Source organism: Nocardia mexicana NBRC 108244 (genome assembly GCF_001613165.1).
Taxonomy (GTDB): domain Bacteria; phylum Actinomycetota; class Actinomycetes; order Mycobacteriales; family Mycobacteriaceae; genus Nocardia; species Nocardia mexicana.
This window is the reverse complement of the sequence record NZ_BDBV01000067.1, coordinates 100,895-120,126: the sequence shown is the minus strand read 5'-3', so window position 1 is coordinate 120,126 and position 19,232 is coordinate 100,895. Positions and strand designations below refer to the sequence as shown.

At 69.1% G+C, this 19,232-nt stretch carries 20 protein-coding genes and 1 pseudogene; 16 read left to right on the top strand and 5 right to left on the bottom strand.

Translation table 11 applies throughout. The features are described 5' to 3' along the window. Positions 1 to 769: 769 nt before the first annotated feature. From NM1_RS43595 to NM1_RS26415, 4 genes and pseudogenes are all read left to right on the top strand, one after another. Positions 770 to 1,753, top strand: a pseudogene (locus NM1_RS43595) (hypothetical protein); the annotation flags it as partial. Positions 1,754 to 2,374: 621 nt separating this feature from the next. Further along, complete coding sequence (locus NM1_RS26425) at positions 2,375 to 3,268, top strand: HAD-IIA family hydrolase (RefSeq protein WP_068025273.1); 894 nt, start codon at positions 2,375 to 2,377, stop codon at positions 3,266 to 3,268. A gap of 281 nt (positions 3,269 to 3,549) precedes the next feature. Beyond that, a complete protein-coding gene (locus NM1_RS26420; RefSeq protein ID WP_068025271.1) occupies positions 3,550 to 4,149 on the top strand; it encodes a GNAT family N-acetyltransferase in 600 nt (199 codons plus the stop codon). Positions 4,150 to 4,158: 9 nt separating this feature from the next. Continuing rightward, positions 4,159 to 4,662, top strand: a complete 504-nt coding sequence (locus NM1_RS26415) for a DinB family protein (RefSeq protein WP_084520055.1) — start codon at positions 4,159 to 4,161, stop codon at positions 4,660 to 4,662. 85 nt (positions 4,663 to 4,747) lie between these two features. Here NM1_RS26415 and NM1_RS26410 read toward each other — a convergent pair whose 3' ends face one another. Further along, on the bottom strand, positions 4,748 to 5,425 hold the full coding sequence (locus NM1_RS26410; protein WP_068025348.1) for a YdcF family protein: 678 nt from the start codon (positions 5,423 to 5,425) through the stop codon (positions 4,748 to 4,750). A gap of 302 nt (positions 5,426 to 5,727) precedes the next feature. On the opposite strand from NM1_RS26410, the gene NM1_RS26405 reads away from it, so the two are divergent. The 3 genes from NM1_RS26405 to NM1_RS26400 all read left to right on the top strand — a co-directional run bounded on the left by NM1_RS26405 (position 5,728) and on the right by NM1_RS26400 (position 7,415). Next, positions 5,728 to 6,321, top strand: coding sequence for a TetR/AcrR family transcriptional regulator (locus tag NM1_RS26405; protein WP_246011646.1), 594 nt, complete (start codon positions 5,728 to 5,730; stop codon positions 6,319 to 6,321). A gap of 225 nt (positions 6,322 to 6,546) precedes the next feature. Further along, positions 6,547 to 6,897: an AfsR/SARP family transcriptional regulator gene (locus NM1_RS44685; RefSeq protein ID WP_169814329.1), complete on the top strand. Its 351-nt coding sequence runs from the start codon at positions 6,547 to 6,549 to the stop codon at positions 6,895 to 6,897. Next, positions 6,786 to 7,415, top strand: a complete 630-nt coding sequence (locus tag NM1_RS26400) for an AfsR/SARP family transcriptional regulator (RefSeq protein ID WP_068025265.1) — start codon at positions 6,786 to 6,788, stop codon at positions 7,413 to 7,415. The genes NM1_RS44685 and NM1_RS26400 overlap by 112 nt, the downstream gene beginning before the upstream one ends. Here NM1_RS26400 and accC read toward each other — a convergent pair. Both accC and accD read right to left on the bottom strand, forming a co-directional pair. Beyond that, positions 7,412 to 8,776: an acetyl-CoA carboxylase biotin carboxylase subunit gene (gene accC / locus NM1_RS26395; RefSeq protein WP_068025345.1), complete on the bottom strand. Its 1,365-nt coding sequence runs from the start codon at positions 8,774 to 8,776 to the stop codon at positions 7,412 to 7,414. The two genes, NM1_RS26400 and accC, sit on opposite strands and share 4 nt — an antisense overlap. Positions 8,777 to 8,792: 16 nt before the next feature. Continuing rightward, positions 8,793 to 10,457, bottom strand: coding sequence for an acetyl-CoA carboxylase, carboxyltransferase subunit beta (gene accD, locus NM1_RS26390; RefSeq protein WP_068025262.1), 1,665 nt, complete (start codon positions 10,455 to 10,457; stop codon positions 8,793 to 8,795). Between the two features lie 242 nt (positions 10,458 to 10,699). Between accD and NM1_RS26385 the strand changes: the two genes are divergently transcribed. Genes NM1_RS26385 through NM1_RS26355 form a run of 7 tightly spaced genes read left to right on the top strand, consistent with a single transcriptional unit; the run spans position 10,700 to position 17,385 of the window. Next, positions 10,700 to 11,968 carry a beta-ketoacyl-[acyl-carrier-protein] synthase family protein gene (locus tag NM1_RS26385; RefSeq protein WP_068025260.1) on the top strand — a complete coding sequence of 423 codons (1,269 nt, stop codon included), beginning with the start codon at positions 10,700 to 10,702 and terminating at the stop codon, positions 11,966 to 11,968. Then, positions 11,965 to 13,182, top strand: a complete 1,218-nt coding sequence (locus tag NM1_RS26380) for a ketosynthase chain-length factor (RefSeq protein WP_068025258.1) — start codon at positions 11,965 to 11,967, stop codon at positions 13,180 to 13,182. The genes NM1_RS26385 and NM1_RS26380 overlap by 4 nt, the downstream gene beginning before the upstream one ends. Before the next feature lie 55 nt (positions 13,183 to 13,237). Then, positions 13,238 to 13,504, top strand: coding sequence for an acyl carrier protein (locus NM1_RS26375; RefSeq protein WP_068025255.1), 267 nt, complete (start codon positions 13,238 to 13,240; stop codon positions 13,502 to 13,504). Continuing rightward, on the top strand, positions 13,501 to 14,454 hold the full coding sequence (locus tag NM1_RS26370; protein ID WP_068025253.1) for an aromatase/cyclase: 954 nt from the start codon (positions 13,501 to 13,503) through the stop codon (positions 14,452 to 14,454). The genes NM1_RS26375 and NM1_RS26370 overlap by 4 nt, the downstream gene beginning before the upstream one ends. Further along, complete coding sequence (locus NM1_RS26365) at positions 14,397 to 15,380, top strand: MBL fold metallo-hydrolase (protein ID WP_211339544.1); 984 nt, start codon at positions 14,397 to 14,399, stop codon at positions 15,378 to 15,380. Before NM1_RS26370 ends, NM1_RS26365 begins: the two co-directional genes overlap by 58 nt. Then, complete coding sequence (locus NM1_RS26360; protein WP_068025247.1) at positions 15,368 to 16,612, top strand: FAD-dependent oxidoreductase; 1,245 nt, start codon at positions 15,368 to 15,370, stop codon at positions 16,610 to 16,612. The genes NM1_RS26365 and NM1_RS26360 overlap by 13 nt, the downstream gene beginning before the upstream one ends. Positions 16,613 to 16,623: 11 nt before the next feature. Continuing rightward, complete coding sequence (locus NM1_RS26355) at positions 16,624 to 17,385, top strand: alpha/beta fold hydrolase (RefSeq protein WP_068025244.1); 762 nt, start codon at positions 16,624 to 16,626, stop codon at positions 17,383 to 17,385. Here NM1_RS26355 and NM1_RS26350 read toward each other — a convergent pair. Beyond that, on the bottom strand, positions 17,364 to 17,732 hold the full coding sequence (locus NM1_RS26350) for a winged helix-turn-helix transcriptional regulator (protein WP_068025239.1): 369 nt from the start codon (positions 17,730 to 17,732) through the stop codon (positions 17,364 to 17,366). The genes NM1_RS26355 and NM1_RS26350 overlap by 22 nt on opposite strands. Before the next feature lie 93 nt (positions 17,733 to 17,825). Here NM1_RS26350 and NM1_RS26345 point away from each other — a divergent pair, with 93 nt between their 5' ends. Both NM1_RS26345 and NM1_RS26340 read left to right on the top strand, forming a co-directional pair. After that, positions 17,826 to 18,320: a luciferase domain-containing protein gene (locus NM1_RS26345; protein ID WP_068025236.1), complete on the top strand. Its 495-nt coding sequence runs from the start codon at positions 17,826 to 17,828 to the stop codon at positions 18,318 to 18,320. Between the two features lie 29 nt (positions 18,321 to 18,349). Continuing rightward, positions 18,350 to 18,760 carry a lipocalin-like domain-containing protein gene (locus NM1_RS26340; protein ID WP_084520066.1) on the top strand — a complete coding sequence of 137 codons (411 nt, stop codon included), beginning with the start codon at positions 18,350 to 18,352 and terminating at the stop codon, positions 18,758 to 18,760. On the opposite strand, the gene NM1_RS26335 is transcribed toward NM1_RS26340, so the two are convergent. Then, positions 18,745 to 19,230 carry an acetyl-CoA carboxylase biotin carboxyl carrier protein gene (locus NM1_RS26335; protein ID WP_084520052.1) on the bottom strand — a complete coding sequence of 162 codons (486 nt, stop codon included), beginning with the start codon at positions 19,228 to 19,230 and terminating at the stop codon, positions 18,745 to 18,747. The genes NM1_RS26340 and NM1_RS26335 overlap by 16 nt on opposite strands. Positions 19,231 to 19,232 lie beyond the last annotated feature (2 nt).

The following is a 19,232-nucleotide window of genomic DNA, read 5'->3' as shown; positions in this document are numbered from 1 at the left end:
ATACTTCCCGAAAAGGGGGCCCATGCCGTGGGTCCCCTTTTCGTCGTTCCGGACCCTGTGCCGCGTGCTGGCCGGTTCGTCCGGGCGTGATTGAATTCGAGGAGGCGGACGGCCGCTGACCTCACATCGACGAGCACCTGGGCCGGGTATCGAAGCAGGAGCAGAGAAAGGGATCACCGTGTCGGAGCAGAACGACGGTCGGAAGCCCTTCCGCCGTAGCAGCGGGTCCGGTGATTCCGGAGAGCCCGGGCGCGACCGCTCGGACAACGACTCGACCGGTGGTGCCCGAGGGGGTTTCAAACGTAGCGGCGGCCGCTCCACCGGCGAGGGCCGACCAGGCTTCGACCGTGGCGAGGGTCGCCGGGGCGATGCCGACCGCGGCGCGGGCGGTGGCGGATTCAATCGTGGCGACAACGGCCGCGGCGAAGGTGGTTTCCGTCGCGGTGAGGGGCGTCGTGACGATGCCGGTCGTGGTGGATTCAACCGCGGCGAAGGGCACCGTGGTGGCGCCGACCGCGGCGCTGGCCGTGGTGGCTTCGACCGCAGCGAGGGACGTCGGAGTGATGCCGACCGTGGCGAGGGCCGTGGTGGGTTCAACCGCGGCGAGGGGCGTCGGACCGACGCCGATCGTGGCGAGGGCCGTGGTGGGTTCAACCGCGGCGGGGGGCGTCGGACCGACGCCGACCGCGGCGGCTTCGATCGCGGTGGGTCCCGCTCGTTCGGTGAGTCTCGGGGTGGGTTCGACCGGGGCGAGCGCCGCCGGGGCGACTCCGATGGCGGCGAAGGGCGCGGCAGCTTCACCCGTGGGGAGGCCCGCCGCGATTCGGGCAGTGGAGGTCCGGGCCGTGGCGGATTTTCGCGCTCGCCGGGGGCGGGCCGTGGATCCGGGCGCGACGACGACCGAGGTGGATTCCGGCGCCCCGACGATCGGCGGCCTCGCGAGGATCGTGAGACGGATCGCGGGTTCGGCAGGGACAGTGGGGGATTCGGCCCGGGTGACGATGCCGGGCGCGGGGAGCGCCGTCGCGGGGGCGAGGGTGTGCAGGGGCCGGGTGGCCGGAGCCACGACCGTCGCGATGCACGGCCCGACGAACCGGCACTGCCGGAGGACGTGCAGGCCGCCGACCTCGATTCGGCCGTTCGCCGCGACCTGCTGAGCCTGGACAAGAACAATGCCGAGACGGTGGCGCGGCATCTCGTGATGGCCGCCCGGCTCCTGGACGAGGAGCCGGAGCTGGCCTTGGCGCACGCTCGCGCGGCGCGGCAGCGGGCCGGGCGGATCGCGGTGGTCCGCGAAACCGCGGGTGTGATCGCCTATCACGCGGGTGAATGGGCGGAGGCGCTGTCCGAACTGCGGACCGCTCGCCGGATGTCCGGTGGCTCCGGTCTGCTCGCGGTTATGGCCGACTGCGAGCGCGGGCTGGGTCGGCCCGAGCGGGCGATCGAGCTGGGGCGCAGCGACGAGGCACGGCAGCTGACCGGCGACGAGGCCACCGAGCTGCGGATCGTGGTCGCGGGCGCGCGAATGGATCTGGGCCAGTACGACCAGGCCGTGGTCTCACTGCAGACCCCGGACCTGGATCCCGCCCGCACGGGTTCGGCCGCCGCGCGACTGTTCTACGCCTACGCGGAGGCCCTGCTGGCGGCCGACCGCGCCGACGAGGCCCTGAAATGGTTCCTGAACGCGGCATCCGCCGACCTCGACGGCGAAACCGACGCCGAGGAACGCGCCGACGAACTCGCGGGCGGCGAGAGCTACGCCGAGGACAGCGACGACGAGCCTGCCGACGAGGAAACCGACGCACGCGGTGGCGTCGACGACCCGGATACCGGTGTGAAATAGCCTCCAACGCCGAAGTCGCAGGTGCGTTCGCACGGCCGACGCTCGAGCACCGAGCCAGGATCCGCACCAGCGGGTTGTGACGGTCTGCGGCGCCGTGTGCCGTTGATCCGGACGAGGACAGCTGAGCTACCGGATGGACTGTTCAGCGCGATCTGCGTGCGTCTGACGCGGCGAAGCCGTCGCCGCGATCTGCTGTCCCAGCGTGTGGCACCGCTGACCCGGGGGCGAAAAGGCAGCGGGATGGCGAGCCGCCGGGTGGGCCGTCGGGGCGATCTGCAACGCGTCCGGCGCGGATCGACCCGGAGCGAAGCCGTCGACCGTGTGCTGCTGTGTGCGTGGGCGACCGACCTGGGCGAAGGCTGGCCGGGCGGCGAGCTGCGGGGTTGGTGTGCTGCTGTGTGCGTGGGCGACCGACGTGGGTGAAGGGCGGCCGGGCGGCGAGCTGCCGGGGCGGTATGCGATTGTGCAGATGGAGGAGCAGTCGGCAAGGGACGGCAGGCATCGGTGCGGGTGCCGGAGTAGGTGGAGCTAGTGACGCGGTTGAGGGAGCGGTTCGGGGCGCTGCTGCTGGATCTGGACGGCACGCTGTATCGCGGCAATGACGTGATTCCCGGTGCGCCGGAAGCGCTTTCGGGTGCTACCAGCTCGCAGGCGCTGATGTATGTCACCAACAACGCCAGCCGGTCGGCCGCCACGGTCGCGGGCCATCTGGCGGAATTGGGTTTCGCCGCAACGGAAAACGACGTGGTGACCAGCGCGCAGGCGGCGGCGCACGTGCTGGCGGGGCGGCTGCGCGCGGGTGCGACCGTGCTGGTCGTCGGCACCGATGATCTGGCGGCGGAGGTCGAGCGGGTCGGTCTGCGCCCGATTCGCCGCTTCGACGCTGTGGCGCCCGACGCCGTGGTGCAGGGACATTCGCCGCAGACGGCATGGCCGGATCTGGCGGAGGCGGCCTACGCGCTGCGCGCCGGGGCGCTCTGGGTGGCCGCGAACACCGACGCCACGCTGCCCAACGAGCGCGGCCTGGCACCCGGCAACGGCTCGATGGTTGCCGCCCTGCGCGCGGCCACCGACCTGGAGCCGACGGTCGCCGGAAAGCCGTACGCGCCGCTGCTGGAGGACGCGCTGGATCGTGCCGCCACCCGCAATGCCCTGGTCGTCGGCGATCGCCTCGACACCGATATCGACGGTGCGCACTGTGTGGACCTGCCGTCGCTGCTGGTACTGACCGGTGTCAGCACCCTGGCGGATCTCCGCAAGCAGCCCGCCGACCGTCTCCCCACCTGCGTCGCCGAGTCCCTCGACGCACTGAATCATCCTGTCGTGCAGTCGGATCCGGTCCGCGCCGACGAGGGCGACATCGCCGACCAACTGGCCGAGCGCCTGCGGCAGCACCCGGGCCGGGCGGTCGCCGTCGCGGGTTAGCTCACGCTCCGGCTCCGCCGTGTGCGAGGGCACCGCGGCGGAGAGTCGTCCCGGGTCGGAGACCCTGCTGTGGAACGGCGCGGATTCGGACCGGAGCGCACGACTGGGCTGTCTGCCGAAAGTGTTGCGGCGGAAAGCTGTACCGGCCCGGATCGCCCCGCCAGGGAATAGGCTCAGGTGAGGCGTACCGGCGGGCGGTGGCCTGTTGGCGAAGGCATTGCGGCGGAAAGCTGGATGTCCCCGCCGGAGAATGGAGCCAGGTTCTGTAGCGGGGAGGCGCGGTGGCGGATGTGGAGATACGTGACCTCGGTCGCGACGAACTCGGTGACGCGGTGGCGCTGCTCGGGCGCGGCATGCGGGACAACCCCATCGTGGTGCGGGTCTTCGGTTCCGTACCCGCGTCACGGGAACGGGCGCTCACCAGGTTCTTCAGGTCCGGGCTGCCGGGACTGTTCCGGCAGGGGGCGGTGGCGGGGGCGTTCCGTGACGGGCAGCTCGTCGGGGTGTGCGGAATGGGACGGCCCCGCAGTCGCCCGCCGGGTCCGATCGAGAAATTCGCCGCAGTGCCGGTGACCGTGCTGAGCTACCCGCCCCCGACTGCGATCCGCATCCTGCAGTGGACGGGTGCGTGGGGCCGGCACGATCTCGTCGAACCGCATTGGCACCTCGGCCCGGTCGCCGTCGACACCGTCTCGCAAGGGCGGGGCATCGGCAGCGCCATGCTGGAAGAGTTCTGCGGCCGTATGGAATCCGAGCGAGCGATCGCCTACCTCGAGACCGACAAGCCCGAAAACGTCCGTTTCTACACGAAATTCGGGTTCGTGGTGGTGGCGGAGGCCGAGGTTCTGGGTGTACCCAACTGGTTCATGCGGCGTGACTAGGGTGCGGGCATGGACCATTGCCGAGAGTGTGGCTTCACCTACGACACCGCGGCGGCACCCGCGGCCGGACAGGCGATCCGAGACGGAATTGCGGAGATCGCGAACGTCCTTCGCGACCCGCAGGTGAATCTGCGGGACCGCCGCTCGCAGACGGTGTGGTCGCCCCTCGAGTACGCCTGTCACGTCCGCGACACGCTGCTCGTACAGCGGGAACGGGTGCTGGCCGCCCGTCGTGCGGACCGCGTGGACTGCACGCCGATGGGCCGCGACGAACGCGTCGACCACGACGGCTACGCGGAGCAGGATCCGCGGGACGTGGCCCGCCAGACGTCGGACGCGGCCCTGATGTTCACCAACGTTCTGGCCCGCCTCGCCCCGGAAGACTGGGCGCGGATCGTGCTCTACAACTTCCCCGAGCCTCGCACCGAGCGCACGCTGAGTTGGGTCGCGGTGCACACGGTCCACGAGGTCCGCCACCACCTGCAGGACATCCGCCGCCAGCTCACCTCGTAGCCCACGATTCCCGCACCCGGTGCCTGCTCACGCACCCCCTTACAACGCGTGTAGCGAGTGCGGGAACATGTACGGGGTGCGGCGGTCAGTCTGGTGCGCTGGGAGGCTGGGCGCTTTTGCCGAGGCGTTTCATGAGGGCTGCGCCTGCTCGGCGGCGGGCGATGGCCGCGAGTTCGTGGGCGGCGGTGGGGATCTTCAGCCACCACTGCTCGCCGAAGCGGTAGTCCGCGGTGGGGGACAGGCGCGCGGCCAGGTCGGGCCGCTGGAGCAGCAGGTAGCGGCGGGCGCGGGCGGCGTGCATGGGGTCCGATGCGATCTTGATGTGGTCGGCGTGCTCGATCAGCGGAATCGCGAATTCGATATTCTGCCAGGTGCTCTCGGCTTTGGTCTCGGTCAGGATGTGGGTGACCGGCACGCCGAGCGCCTCGTGTGCGTAGCGGGCCATCACCTCCGCCTCCACCCAGTCGTCGTGGACGGCGCCGCCGGTGCAGACCAGGATGCTGTCGCGGCGCGGATCCCTCGACCGGGCGGCGATGCGGCAGCGCCAGCGCTGCAGGGCGTGCGTACCGCCGTCCGCCCGCGCCGGATAGCCCAGCAGCACAACGGCTTCCGTGGGGCCGTGCGGCGCCGGTGGCAGGCGGGCATTCGGATATCGGCGCGACGCACGCCGGTGCAGCCACTCGGCAGCGGCGAACAGCATGGCCGGAGCGGCCGCCGCGGTGACGGCGGCCGCACGATTCAGACGGCGTCGATCGGCTCGCACCGCCACATTGTGCCAAGTGGCAGCAGCAACGGTGGCGAACGGGGCGGGCCTGTCGTCTCGTTGCTGCCACCCCCGCCGGTCGGTGCGGTCGCCCGGTACGTGTGGGGCGGTGTGTTGTGTTCTGCCACAAGGGCGTAGGGGGCGTCGTTATCCACCGTCCCCGCCGGTCGCGATCGGGGCACCACGGTCTCCGGGCCGATATTAAGCTCGGCGGCGCTCGAGATCGTAAACGGTTGCGGGAGTATGCGATGCCGCTGAAAGCCGTGGGCTTACGTCGGGTTCCGGCCCAGGACCGCAGCAGGATGACGCGTGAGCACATTCTGGACACGGCCGCCCGGGTGTTCGGTGAGCGAGGCGTGGCCAACACGTCGACGAACCGGATCGCGGCGGAGGCCGGGGTGAGTGTCGGCACGGTCTACCGGTACTTCTCCGATCGTTCCGTCATCGTCGACGAACTGCTGCGGCGGATCCTCGACAGCCAGGAGCGTCGCGTGATGGAGGCCATGGCGGGGCCGACGGGCACATCGGTCTGCGAGACCATCACCCTCATCCTCGAGGCGACGACCGAGGAGCTCGCGGCCGACGCGCCGCTGGTCCGCGCGCTGGTGGAGGGGGTGCCGTTCTACGACAGCGGCATTCCCGAGCTGGAGCTGCGCATCCGGCTGATGGTGAAGCTGCTGGTGGTCCGGCTGCTGGGCCCGGGCGACGACCGCGAATACGACGTGATGACGTTCGTGCTCGTCAACACCTGCTGCGCCGCCGTGCTGCGCACCGCCCTGCTCGACGGCGACAGCCAGGACCACCGGGAGATCCTGGTGATGACCGCCCGCCTCATCACGCCCTTGGCGGAGGCCGAGATCGAGGCCCGCAAGGGGCGCGGGCCGGGCCGACGGTGAGTGTGCCGGTCCCTGGAATGTCAATACATTAGACAGCCGTGCGAGAAATTGTTTTCAGGTTTGTAGCATTAGCCCAGGCTATTCGATGAACGAAGTAAGTTAACGGTGAGATCACGGAACATTCACAGACCAGATACGGGATTTTAGCTACCCTTAGAGCGCCTACAGTGACGTGGGATCCTGCTACTCGCGCCGGTTGGCCGGCTGCCCCATAGGGAGCGCTTTGTGTCGTATCCAGTGTATGCTCGAGTCCTAGGCCCTCTGACACTCGCCCTGAACAATCGCAATGCTACTCCGACGGCGCGGAAGCAGCGGCAACTTCTGGCATTATTGTTGATTCGTCATTCTACGGTGGTACCGGTGGCGACACTTGTCGAGGAGTTGTGGAACGATAATCCGCCGCGGAGTGCCACCACCGTCGTACAGACCTATATTTTGGGTATCAGAAAAAACTGGCCGAAAATTTGCGTGTCGATCAGGGTGAGGTTGCGGAGAAGTTTCTGCGCACCTGGAGCAAGGGATATATGTTCGATGCTCAGGATTGCGTGCTCGACCTGCGTGATTACCGGTCGATGACCAGCGCTGCGCGGTGCGCGGTGCACGCCGGCGACGATCGGCGCGCCGTGGAGTTGTTCACGGCCGCGGAGGCGCTGTGGACCGGGCCGGCGCTGCTGGACGTGGAGGCGGGGATTCCGCTCTCGGCGGAGGTTTCACATCTCGACCAGCTGCGTCTCACCGATCTGGAGCTGCGGATCGAGGCGCAGCTGCGGCTGGGCTGGAATCGGGAGGTGTGCCCCGATTTGGCCCGTTTGACCGTCGAACAGCCACTGCACGAAAAACTGCAGGCGTACTACATGTTCGCGCTGTGCCGCTCCGGCCAGCGGCATCGCGCCTTGGAGTCGTATCACCAGTTCGTCCGAGTGCTGCAACGTGAGCTGGGATTGGATCCGTGCCTGAAACTGCAACGGTTGCATCGGGATATTCTGAATGCTTGCGATGAGGACGTGGCGGAGATGCTGGAGGCCCGGCACGCTGTTTATCTGATCGGCTGGCGGTCGCTGGCATCCGGTAAGGTGAATACGCGGCCCGCCTAGTCGTTGTTCCGGACCGTATCGTCGATAATTTCGGCGACGAGTGCGGTCGAATGGTTCCCGGACCGAAAATCGGCGTGATCGAGGACGCTCATGAGGAATTCACGGGTCGTGTGCAGTCGCTCGCCGTCGATTTCGAACTCGGCGAGGGCTCGCCTCATGCGCGCAATGGCGCCGTCGCGGTCCGGCGACCATACGATCACCTTGGCCAGCAGAGAATCATAATTCGGCGGAACCGAGTAGCCCGTGTAGGCGTGCGTGTCGACACGTACGAACGGCCCGCCCGGCGGCATGAACGTAGCGATACACGCCGGCGTCGGTGCGAATCCTGCCGCCGGGTTCTCGGCATTGACCCGGCACTCGAGGGCCGCCCCTCGAGACACGACCTGATCCTGCGCGTAGCCCAGGCGCAAGCCCGCCGCGATTCTGATCTGTTCGGCGACCAGGTCGATGCCGGTGACCATCTCCGTGACCGGGTGCTCGACCTGGATTCGGCAGTTCACCTCCATGAAGTAGTAGTTCCCGGCGTGGTCGACGAGGAATTCGACGGTGCCCGCACCGACGTAGCCCGCCGCCAGCACACCCTCGACGGCGGCGCGGCCCATGCGTGCGGCCAGCCCGTCCGGCATGTGCGGGGCCGGTGACTCCTCGATCAGTTTCTGGTGCCGGCGCTGGACCGAGCAATCGCGTTCGCCCAGGTGGATGCCCGCACCGTGGCCGTCGCACAGCACCTGGATCTCGACATGGCGGGCCCGTTCGAGGTACTTCTCGACGTAGACGCGGCTGTCGCCGAACAGCATGCGGGCCGTGGCCCGGGTCTCCCGGTAGGCCTCCGGGAATTCCGCGCTGTCGCGCACGATCCGCATGCCGCGACCGCCGCCGCCCGCGGCAGCCTTGACGATCACCGGGTATCCGATCTCCTCGGCGAGCGCATGGGCGTCGTCGGGTTCCAGAGCGTCGAGGCTGCCGGGTAGCAGCGGCAGCCCGGCCTTCGCCATCAGGGTGCGCGCGGACTGTTTGTCGCCGAGCTCGGCCATCACGTCCGCGGGGGGACCGATCAGCGTGACCCCGGCGGTTCGGCAGGCGTCGGCGAAATCCGGTGACTCCGAGAGGAACCCGTAGCCGGGGTGGACGGCGTCGGCGCCGGTGATCCGGGCGGCGGTCAGCACCGCGGCGGCGTTGAGATAGCTGTGTTTGGCCGCGGCCGGTCCGATGCAGATCGCTTCGTCGGCCAGCCGGACGGCCATGGATTCGCGGTCCGCCTCCGAATACACGGCGACGGTGCGCAGCCCGAGCTCCCGGCACGCGCGCGCCACCCGCACGGCGATCTCACCGCGATTGGCGATGAGGATTTTGTCGAACATGATGCCCCGCATTCGTTTACGCTGCCGACCAGACGGCCACCGGTGCGCCGAAACGGCGGAAGCGGGCGCGGCGCTGTGCCGCGAGGTCCGCACCGCCGTGCCCGAGCAATTCGTGCAACGTCGCCGCGAGGGCGCGTCGCAGGCCGTCGGCCGCGACCGGTGGGGTGTCGCCGGGTTCGGGCAGTACTCCGTCCGCTACCCCGAGGCGCAGGAGGTCCCGCGCGGTAAGGCGCAGTGCCGCGGCGGCTTTCGCGGCGGCGCCCGGGTCGTTCCAGACAATCGCCGCACAGCCTTCCGGGCTGATCACGGAGTAGGTGGCGTCGGCGAACATCAGCACGCGGTTGGCGACGCCGAGCGCGAGCGCCCCGCCGCTGCCGCCCTCTCCGATCACCACGCCGATCACCGGCACGCGAAGAGCCGACATGAGCCGGATGTTCTCGGCAATCGCGATGGCCTGGCCCTGTTCCTCGGCGGTCGCGCCGGGATAGGCGCCGGGCGTGTCGATGAGGGTGATGATCGGCAGTCCGAGTTTCTCGGCCAGGCGCATGAGCCGGGCGGCCTTGCGGTATCCGGCGGGCATCGGCATGCCGAAACTGCGGGCCATGAGGTCCCTGGGCGTGTGGCCCTTCTGCTGCCCGATCACCATGACGGGTCGGTCGCCGAGCCAGGCGGTGCCACCGACGATGGCCGGGCAGTCACCGGAAGCGCGATCGCCCCGCAACTCCCGGAATCCGTCGAAGGTGAGTGCGCAGTAGTCGAGCGCGCTCGGGCGGTCGATCCGCCGTGCCGCGCGCACCCGCGTCGCGGCATCGACATCCGGCAGAGCGTGGGGATCGGTGATGATTCCGGCATCGGCGGGCGGCCGGCCGGTGGGGTCGGCCGGGCTTGCGACGCGCAGCAACCCGGCGAGGGTGGCCCGCAGATTCGAGCGCGGCACGATCATATCGATCAGCCCGTGGTCGAGCAGGAACTCCGCGGTCTGGAAGCCCGCGGGAAGTTCCTGATGGATCGTCTGCTCGATGACGCGGCGCCCGGCGAATCCGAGCCGTGCGCCCGGCTCGGCGACGAGCACGTCGGTCAGCGTCGCGAAGGAGGCGGCGACGCCCCCGTAGGTGGGGTCGGTGATCACGCTGACGGTGAGGATGCCCGCGCGATCCAGCTGCTCCAGTGCCGCGCTGGTTTTCGCCATCTGCATGAGCGCCAGCGGCCCCTCCTGCATCCGGGCGCCGCCGGACGCGGTGACGATGATCAGCGGAAGGCGTTCGGCGAGAGCCGTTTCCGCGGCGACGGTGATCTGCTCGCCGACCGCGGTGCCCAGGCTGCCGCCGAGGAAGCGGAAGTCCATGGCGACAACGAGTGCCGGGTTGCCGTCGATGGTCATGGACGCGCACACGGACGCATCGCGCAGTCCGGTACGCGCGCGGGCGGCCGCGAGCCGGTCGGTGTAGCGCTTGGTGTCGGTGAACTCGAGCGGGTCCTCCGTGGTCGCGATGACGGGCAGCAACTCGAAACGGCCGCCGTCGGCCAACTGCCGCAGCCGCTGTTCGGCCGTCACCGGTGTGTGGCGTCCGCATTCGCCGCAGACACCGAGATCGCGATCGAACCGTTTGCGGTACAGGGGTGTCCGGCAGCCGGGGCAGAGCACCCAATCCACCGGACCGGTAGTTTCGGTCGTTCTCACTGGCGTCTCCTGTGCTCGATCGGCGGGTGAACCGGACCGTCGATGCGTCCGGTGATCACGCGGACGACGTCGGCCGCGTGATCACTGTTGCCAAGTTCGCAGGCGGCGCTCGAGAACAGCTCGACCGTCCGACTCGAGCAGCGCTCGAGTGCGGGCGCCCATTCTGATCGCGATCCGGAAGTGGAAACACCCTCGGCGTGAAGGGAGATCGCTGTGAATGTCATGGAAATCGGGGGTGCGCTGTGACCCGTCGTGTGGTTGTCACCGGACTCGGTGTCCGTGCGCCCGGTGGAACCGGCAGGGACGAATTCTGGAAGCTGCTGTCGGAGGGGCGGACCGCGACGCGGTCGATCACGTTCTTCGACGCCTCGCCCTACCGCTCACAGGTCGCCGGCGAAGCGGACTTCGATGCGACCGCGGAGGGCCTGTCCCCCAGGGAGATTCGGCGGATGGATCGGGCGGCGCAGTTCGCGGTCGTCTGTGCCCGGGAAGCGGTGGCCGACAGCGAGTTGGACCTCGACGCGCTCGACCCGCATCGCCTCGGCGTCAGCCTGGGCAGCGCGGTGGCCGCCGCCACCAGCCTGGAGCAGGAGTATCTGGTGCTGTCGGACTCGGGCCGCAACTGGCTGGTCGACGAGAAACATCTGTCGCCGTACATGTTCGACTACATGGTGCCGAGCGTCATGCCCGCCGAGGTCGCCTGGAGCGTGGGCGCCGAGGGGCCGGTGGCGATGGTGTCGAACGGCTGCACCTCCGGCCTGGATTCGGTCGGCCACGCCGTACAGCTGATCCGGGAGGGTTCGGCGGACGTGATGATCGCCGGCGCCTCGGACACCCCGATCACGCCCATCGTGGTGGCATGCTTCGACGCCATCAAGGCGACGACGCCGCGCAACGACGATGCGGAGCACGCCTCGCGGCCGTTCGACAACTCCCGCAACGGATTCGTGCTCGCCGAGGGCGCGGCGATCTTCGTGCTGGAGGAGTACGAGAACGCGCGTCGTCGCGGTGCCCGCATCTATGCCGAGATCACCGGCTACGCGACGCGATGCAACGCGTACCACATGACGGGTCTGAAGGCCGACGGCCGCGAGATGGCCGAGGCGATCCGGGTGGCACTGAACGAGTCGCGGATCGACCCGACCGCGGTCGGCTACGTCAACGCGCACGGATCCGGCACTCGCCAGAACGACCGGCACGAGACGGCGGCGGTCAAGCGCAGCCTGGGCGCGCACGCCTACCGGACGCCCATGAGCTCGATCAAGTCGATGGTGGGCCACTCGCTGGGCGCGATCGGATCGGTGGAGATCGCCGCGAGCCTGCTGGCACTCGAATACCAGGTGGTGCCGCCGACGGCGAATCTGCACGAGCCCGATCCGGAATGCGACCTCGACTACGTGCCGATCACCGCGCGCGACCATCGCATGGACACGGTGCTGACCGTCGGCAGCGGATTCGGTGGATTCCAGAGCGCCATGGTGCTGCGCCGGGCAGAGGATGTGGGCGTATGACGGTCGTGACGGGCGTGGGCGTCGTCGCGCCCAACGGTCTCGGTGTCGAGCGGTTCTGGCAGGCCGTGCTCGAGGGGCGCAGCGGCATTGCGCCGCTCACCCGGTTCGACACCAGCGCATCCGGGGCGTCGCTCGCGGGTCAGGTATCGGATTTCGTTGCCGCCGAACATCTTCCGAGCCGCCTGCTCCCGCAGACCGACGTCTCCACCCGGATGGCGCTGGTTGCCGCGCACTGGGCACTGGACGACGCGAAGGTCGATACCACCGCGCTGACGGACTACGACATGGGCGTGGTGACCGGAAATGCCTCCGGCGGTTTCGAATTCACCCATCGTGAGTTCAACAAGCTGTGGTCGAAGGGATCCGAGCACGTCAGCGTGTACGAGTCGTTCGCGTGGTTCTACGCGGTGAACACCGGCCAGATCTCCATCCGGCACGGTATGCGCGGACCCAGCAGCGCCTTGGTCGCCGAGCAGGCGGGTGGGCTGGACGCCGTGGGACACGCGCGGCGCACCGTGCGCCGGGGCACCCCGCTGGTGGTGACCGGCGGCGTGGACTCCGCGCTGGACCCGTGGGGCTGGGCCTCGCATGTGGCGAGTGGAATCGTCAGTACCGCAACCGATCCCGCGCACTCGTATCGGCCCTTCGATGCACTCGCCACCGGACATGTACCGGGGGAGGGCGGTGCGATGCTGGTTCTCGAGGACGCCGCCGCCGCGCACGCCCGGGCAGTGCCGAAGATGTACGGCGAAATCGCGGGCTATGCGCAGACATTCGACCCGGCACCGGGCTCCGGGCGGCCGTCGGGTCTGCGGCGGGCCATCGACATGGCGCTCGCCGACGCGGGATCGGGCCCCGGTGATATCGACGTGGTGTTCGCCGACGCCGCCGGAGTCCCCGAACGGGACCTCGAAGAGGCAGCGGCGCTGGTGGCGGTCTTCGGGCCGCGCGCGGTGCCGGTCACCGCGACGAAACCCCTGACGGGACGGCTGTTCTCGGGCGCGGGCCCGCTCGACATCGTCACCGCGCTGCTGGCCGTGCGCGACGGGGTGATCCCGTCCACGGCCGCGACGACCGAGGTCACCGAGGGTTTCGATCTCGACCTGATCCTCGGTGAGCCGCGCGAGGCGGCCGTCGGGTCGGCACTGGTGCTCGCGCGCGGCCGGTGGGGATTCAACTCGGCAGTGGTGGTGCGCGCGGTATCCGGCAACTGACCCGAGCGGTGCCGAGCCACGGCAACCGCTTCATCCGACAATCGAGGAGCAGACCATGAGCACGATCATGACCATCGACGAGCTGCGCCGAATTCTGGTGGCATGTGCGGGTGGCGACGAGGACGCGCCCGAACTGGCCGGTGACTTCTCCGCGGCGAACTTCGAGGATCTCGGCTACGACTCCCTGGCGCTGATCGAGACCGCGTCGAGGATTCAGCAGGACTTCGGGGTGACGGTCCCCGAGGAGCAGCTCATCGACCTCGAGACGCCGCAGGAGCTCATCGACATCGTCAACAGCCGGCTGGCGGGTGCGGCGTCATGAGCATCGTCAAGACGCGGCACTCCCGCATCGTGGCCGCCCCGCCCGCCGACCTCTACGCACTGGTCGCCGATGTCACCCGCTGGCCGGTGATCTTCGAACCGAGCGTCGCGGTGCGGCATCTGCACCGCGGGCCCGACGAGGAGCGGTTCCAGCTGTGGGCCACGGTGAACGGCGCGGTGATGCATTGGACCTCCCGGCGCGTACTCGACCAGGAGCAGCGTCGCATCTCCTTCGAGCAGGAGCGCAGCCATCCGCCGATCGCATCGATGGGTGGTGAGTGGTCGTTCGAGGAAATCGACTCGGCCACCACGAGAATCGTGCTGGACCACCACTTCGGCGTGCTGCCGGGCGCCGATCCCGAAGACGTGTCGCGCGCCGTCGACCGCAACAGCGAGACCGAACTGGCCGCCCTCGGTCGCATCGCCGAACTGGGGCATCCGATCGGCGAGATCGTGTACACCTTCGCCGACACCGTGACCCTGGACGCCACGGCCGCGGAACTGTACGACTTCGTCCGTCGCAGCGATCGTTGGCCCGAGCACGTCCCGCATGTGGGCCGGGTGGAGCTGAGCGAGGACTCCGACGGCGTGCAGCTGATGGAGATGGATACCGTCACCGGCGGTGGACTCACCCACACCACCAAGTCGGTGCGGATCTGCTTTCCGGGCGAACGCATCGACTACAAGCAGCTGATGCCCCCGGCGATGCTGTTCGGCCACAGCGGCAATTGGGAATTCGCGGACGGGCCCGACGGCGCCGAGGTCACCGCTCGGCACACCGTGGCGATCAACCCGGAGGCGGCACGCGAAATTCTCGGAGAAGCAACAGATCTCGCCGATGCGCGGGCCTACCTCGAGGAGGCGCTGGGCACCAACAGCCGCAACACCCTGCTGTGCGCGGTGAAATACGCGGCGGCGGAGCGGATGTCGACGACGAAGTCCGCGACATGATCACCGGGACACCCGCGCCCGCGCGCCCGGCGATCCAGGAGGTGGCCGACGGCGTCTTCGCCTATACCCACGACCGCGGCGGCTGGTGCGTCAGCAACGCCGGGGTGCTGATCGGGCCCGGAGGGGCCCTGGTGATCGACACCCTGGCCACCGAGGGCCGGACCCGTGGCCTGGTCGAGTTCGTGGACCGGATGGCGCCGGGACCCGCCCGGACCATCGTCAACACCCACCATCACGGCGACCACAACTTCGGCAACCACCTGTTCGGCCCGGCCGCGGTCGTCCTCGGCCACGATCGGATCCGGCCCGAGATGATCGAGACCGGCCTCGCCCTGACCCAGCTGTGGCCGCAGGTCGACTGGGGCGATGTGCGCGTCACCCTGCCGACCGTCACCTTCGGTGAGCGGGTGACGGTCCACGTGGGCGAGCGGCCGGTCGAGCTGATCCATCTCGGCCCGGCCGCGCACACCACCAACGACGTGGTGGCGTGGCTGCCGCAGGAGAAGGTGCTGTTCGCCGGTGACATCGTCATGTCGGGGGCGGCGCCGTTCTGCTTGTTCGGGTCGGTGCGCGGCAGCCTGGCGGCGGTCCGGCGGCTTTCGCAGCTGGGCGCGGAAACCGTTGTGGCGGGCCACGGTCCGATCGCCGGGCCGGAGATCTTCGAGCAGACGACACGGTATCTGCACTGGATCGAGGACGCCGCGATCGAGGGCCGGGCCCTCGACCTGCCGCCACTCGAGATCGCGATGGAGGTGGGGCTGGGCGAGTTCGAGGAGCTGGTCGACTCCGAACGCATTGTCGGGAACCTGCACCGCGCCTACGCGGAGCTGGACGAGCTGGCCCCGGGGAGTCCGCTCGACGTGTTGTCGATCTTCGACGAGATGGTGCGCTACAACCACGGGCGGTTGCCGACATGTCTGGCGTGACAAGCGAATCCGTCGATGTCTGCGTGATCGGCGGTGGCCCGGCCGGCCTCGTCGCTGGGCTGCTGCTGGCCCGATCGGGAGTCGACGTCGTTGTGCTGGAGAAGCATCCGGACTTCCTGCGCGACTTCCGCGGTGACACGGTGCATCCGTCGACGCTGGCCGTGCTCGACGAACTGGGTGTGGCCGACGAGTTTCTGCGGCTCCCGCATGTGGAGGCGCCGCGGTTGCCGATGGCCACCGATCTCGGGCCCGTGGTCTTCGCCGACTTCCGCAGGCTGCCCGGCCGTTTCCCGTTCGTGGCCTTCATGCCGCAGTGGGATGTCCTCACATTCCTTGCCGAAACCGGCCGTCGCTATGCGGGTTTCCGGCTGCGGCAGCGTGCCGAGGCGACCGAACTCATCCACGAGGACGGGGCGGTCACGGGTGTCCGGGCACGCACGCCCGACGGGACGGCGGAGGTCCGGTGCCGGTTGGTGATCGCGGCGGACGGCCGCAACTCGCTGGTGCGCCGCGACGGCCTGCTCGAGGTGGGGGCGGGCGAGGCGCCGATGGATGTGCTGTGGTTCCGGGTGAGTACACCGGACGGCGACCGGCTGCCCACCGTCCGCAGCGGGAAGGGCTTCTTCATCGTCTGCATCGATCGCGGCGACTATCTGCAGGTCGCCTACATGATCCCGAAGGGCGGGTTCGAGGCGGTCCGGGCGGCGGGGCTGCCCGCCTTCCGCGCGGACCTGGCGGCGATCTATCCCGTGCTCGCGCCGCATCTCGAGGCCGAGATCCGCGACTGGGAGGACGTGAAACCGCTCGACGTGCGCGTGGACCGGTTGCGCCGCTGGTATCGGCCCGGGCTGCTCGCGATCGGTGATGCCGCGCACGCGATGTCACCGGCGGGCGGTGTCGGCATCAATCTCGCGGTGCAGGATGCCGTCGCGGCGGCCCGCCTGCTCGCGCCCACCCTGGCCGCGGGACAGGCGCCGACCGCGGCACGGCTGCGCGCCGTGCAGCGCCGTCGCGAATTCCCCATGCGGGTGGTGCAATTCGCGCAGCTCCGGCTGCTGGCCGATCTGTATCCCAGTGCGGGACGCCCCGGCACGGACAAACCGTTGCTGGCCCGGCTGCTGCGCCGGTTCCCGGGGCTCTCGCACGTGATCGCGCGGGTCATCGGGCTCGGTATCCGCCCCGAGCGCGTGCCGCCCGGAATCGACGAAACACTCACTGTCACAAGGAAGTAGGAGAAACGATCGTGTCGACCTATCTGCTCGTGCACGGAGCGTTCCACGGCGGCTGGGCCTGGCAGCGGGTAGTGCCGCTGCTGGAGTCGGCGGGCCACACCGCGCTCGCCCCTTCGCTGGTCGGACTGGGGGAGCGTGCCGACCAGCTCACCCGCTACGTCGGACTCGATACCCACGTCGATGATCTGGTCGGACTGGTGACCACCGAGGCTCTCACCGATGTGATCCTCGTCGGCCACAGCTATGCCGGGATCGTGATCACCGCCCTCGCCGACCGGATGCCCGACCGCATTGCCGAACTGGTCTACGTGGACACCTTCGTGCCGCGTGACGGCGAGGCGGTCGCCGACATCATGCCCCCCATGGTGGAGGCATTCGCGCAGGCGGCGGCGGACAGCGGCGATGGCTGGCGAGTACCACCGCCGACCGAGCCGCTGGGGGACGGTGGAATCAACGGTGTCACAACGGAACCCGATTTGAGCTGGCTGGCGTCCATGCTCACGGCGCAGTCGCTGAAGACCTTCCAGCAGCCGTTGTGGCTGAGCAACCCACAGGCCCTGGCCTACATACCGGTCACGCATATCTACTGCAGCGAGGGCGGCGCGGAGTTCCAGGCGATGCGCGCGGCGATGCCGCGCACCCTGCCGCCGGACGACCTGCCGCCCGAGCGCCTGAAGGTGCTGCCGACGGGGCACGACTGCATGATCACGATGCCGCGGGAGTTGGCCCGCCATCTGCTCGCGGTGGCGGCTCAGCCCTCCGCGGCGTCGTAGGCGGCCCGTGCGGCGAGCACCTCGCCCAGGTGCTCGTCGGACCACTGCGCGAGATTGTTGAACAGCGGGCGCAGCGTGGTGGCCAGTGTGGTGGCGGTGTACTCCACCCGGGGTGGCACCTCGGGGTGATAGGTGCGCTGCACCAGCCCGTCGCGCTCCAGCTGCCGGAGCCGCTGCGTGAGCACCTTCGGTGTCAGTCCCGGAATGCGTTGCAGCAACTCGTTGAATCGGATGCGGCCATGGTGGGTCAGCACCCACAGCACCTGGGTGGACCAGCGGCCGAAGAACAAGTCGACCACGGGGGAGATGGGGCAGGGATCGACCGGGGGTGCTGTGACGTCTGTCATAACCTCTCCTGCACGCTTTCCATTTGGTAACTACTATACTTTGGAAACTACTGTGTGACCAGACGGCCCGACGGTCGTGAAAGGAGCACAGTGATGACAGCGACGGCCACGCACAGGCATCCGGCCCTCCCTCCTCGCTTCGGTGCGCGGCCGGAGACCCGACCACATACTCCGCACCAGCAGTTGAGTCAGAATGCTCCGGCAGGTCTGCAGCAGACCCTGTGGGCTCGCATGGTCAGCCTCCCGGGTGTCCTGGTCGGGCGCAGCGGAATCTCGGCGCCGGACACCCGTGCGCTGCACCTGAAGCCGGAGTTCGCCGGGGGTCCGGACGACGCGTACCTGCGGGCCACCGAATTCGCCCATCTGCACGGCAGTACGGACGGCAGCCTGCATCTGTGCCTGCCGGAAGCGCTTGCCGTGGAGGCGATCACGCAAGGCTGGGCCGAACAGCATCCGCTGGCCCGCCAGCGGTACCTGCCGCCGTCGGTCCTGATGGTGTACGGCCCGCGCGACCCCGGTGAATTGGAGGTGGTCTGGGAACTGGTGCAGGCCAGCCATGCCTACGCCCGGGGGACCGCTCGAGCATGACTCGAGTGCGGGCGCTCATCGTGGGATCCATGACAGCGAGCGATCTGGTCGGGACCTGGGAACTGGTGTCGTACTACGACATCGACGATGCGGACGTGAGAACCGAAGGGCCACTGGGTGATGCGCCGCGCGGCCTGCTGATCTACAACGCGCACGGCTATGTGTCGGTGAGCATGATGCGCACCGACGCCGCCGCCGGTGCCGCCCCGTTCATGGGTTACGCGGGGACGTGGCGACAAGAGGGAACGGAAGTCGTCCACGCGATCAGGGTCTGTTCCAACCCGGCCTGGGCGAATACCGAGCAGGTCCGGGAAATGTCGCTGCGCGGTGACGTGCTCACGCTGATCGGCAGCGCCCAGGTGGACGGGCGGGCGCAGCGCCGGGTCCTGACCTGGCGCCGCGCCGCCCTGACCGAGCGCCGGGCTCACCCCGCCGAGTAGGAGAACAGGGGGTCGTCGAATTGCACCGATTCACCGTCTTGTTTGCAGATCTCGGTGATCACCCCGCCCGCCTCGGCGGTCACCGGGATCATCAGCTTCATCGCCTCGACGATGGCGACCTGCTGACCGGCCGTGACGTGATCACCGATGTCGACGAACGGGTCGGCGCCCGGTTCGGGACTGCGGTAGAACACACCCACGCTCGGCGCGCGGATCGTGGGGGAGGGCGCCGGGACGTCGGAGACCGCAACGGTTTCCGACGTCGTCGGGGCCGTCGCCGAATCCTGCTGCGGCCAGTGTGCTTCGACGGTCACCTCGCCGACCCGGATGCGCAAGGTGCTCGGTTGTCGTGGGAATCCGCCGAGCAGGCGCAGCGCGCCCGACTGGATCGCATCGAGAACCTGCAGATGGTCGTGTGCGGCCGCGTCGAGTTCGGCGGTCGCGGGTGCGGTGTCGTCTACTGCGGTCATCG

Coding starts and splice junctions, on each gene's coding strand:
- NM1_RS26415 (WP_084520055.1), top strand. CDS start 4,159: ATGGACCATTGCCGAGAGTGTGGCTTCACCTACGACACCGCGGCGGCA.
- NM1_RS26405 (WP_246011646.1), top strand. CDS start 5,728: ATGACGCGTGAGCACATTCTGGACACGGCCGCCCGGGTGTTCGGTGAG.
- accC (WP_068025345.1), bottom strand. CDS start 8,776: ATGTTCGACAAAATCCTCATCGCCAATCGCGGTGAGATCGCCGTGCGG.
- NM1_RS26380 (WP_068025258.1), top strand. CDS start 11,965: ATGACGGTCGTGACGGGCGTGGGCGTCGTCGCGCCCAACGGTCTCGGT.
- NM1_RS26375 (WP_068025255.1), top strand. CDS start 13,238: ATGAGCACGATCATGACCATCGACGAGCTGCGCCGAATTCTGGTGGCA.
- NM1_RS26370 (WP_068025253.1), top strand. CDS start 13,501: ATGAGCATCGTCAAGACGCGGCACTCCCGCATCGTGGCCGCCCCGCCC.
- NM1_RS26360 (WP_068025247.1), top strand. CDS start 15,368: ATGTCTGGCGTGACAAGCGAATCCGTCGATGTCTGCGTGATCGGCGGT.
- NM1_RS26350 (WP_068025239.1), bottom strand. CDS start 17,732: ATGACAGACGTCACAGCACCCCCGGTCGATCCCTGCCCCATCTCCCCC.
- NM1_RS26345 (WP_068025236.1), top strand. CDS start 17,826: ATGACAGCGACGGCCACGCACAGGCATCCGGCCCTCCCTCCTCGCTTC.
- NM1_RS26340 (WP_084520066.1), top strand. CDS start 18,350: ATGACAGCGAGCGATCTGGTCGGGACCTGGGAACTGGTGTCGTACTAC.
- NM1_RS26335 (WP_084520052.1), bottom strand. CDS start 19,230: ATGACCGCAGTAGACGACACCGCACCCGCGACCGCCGAACTCGACGCG.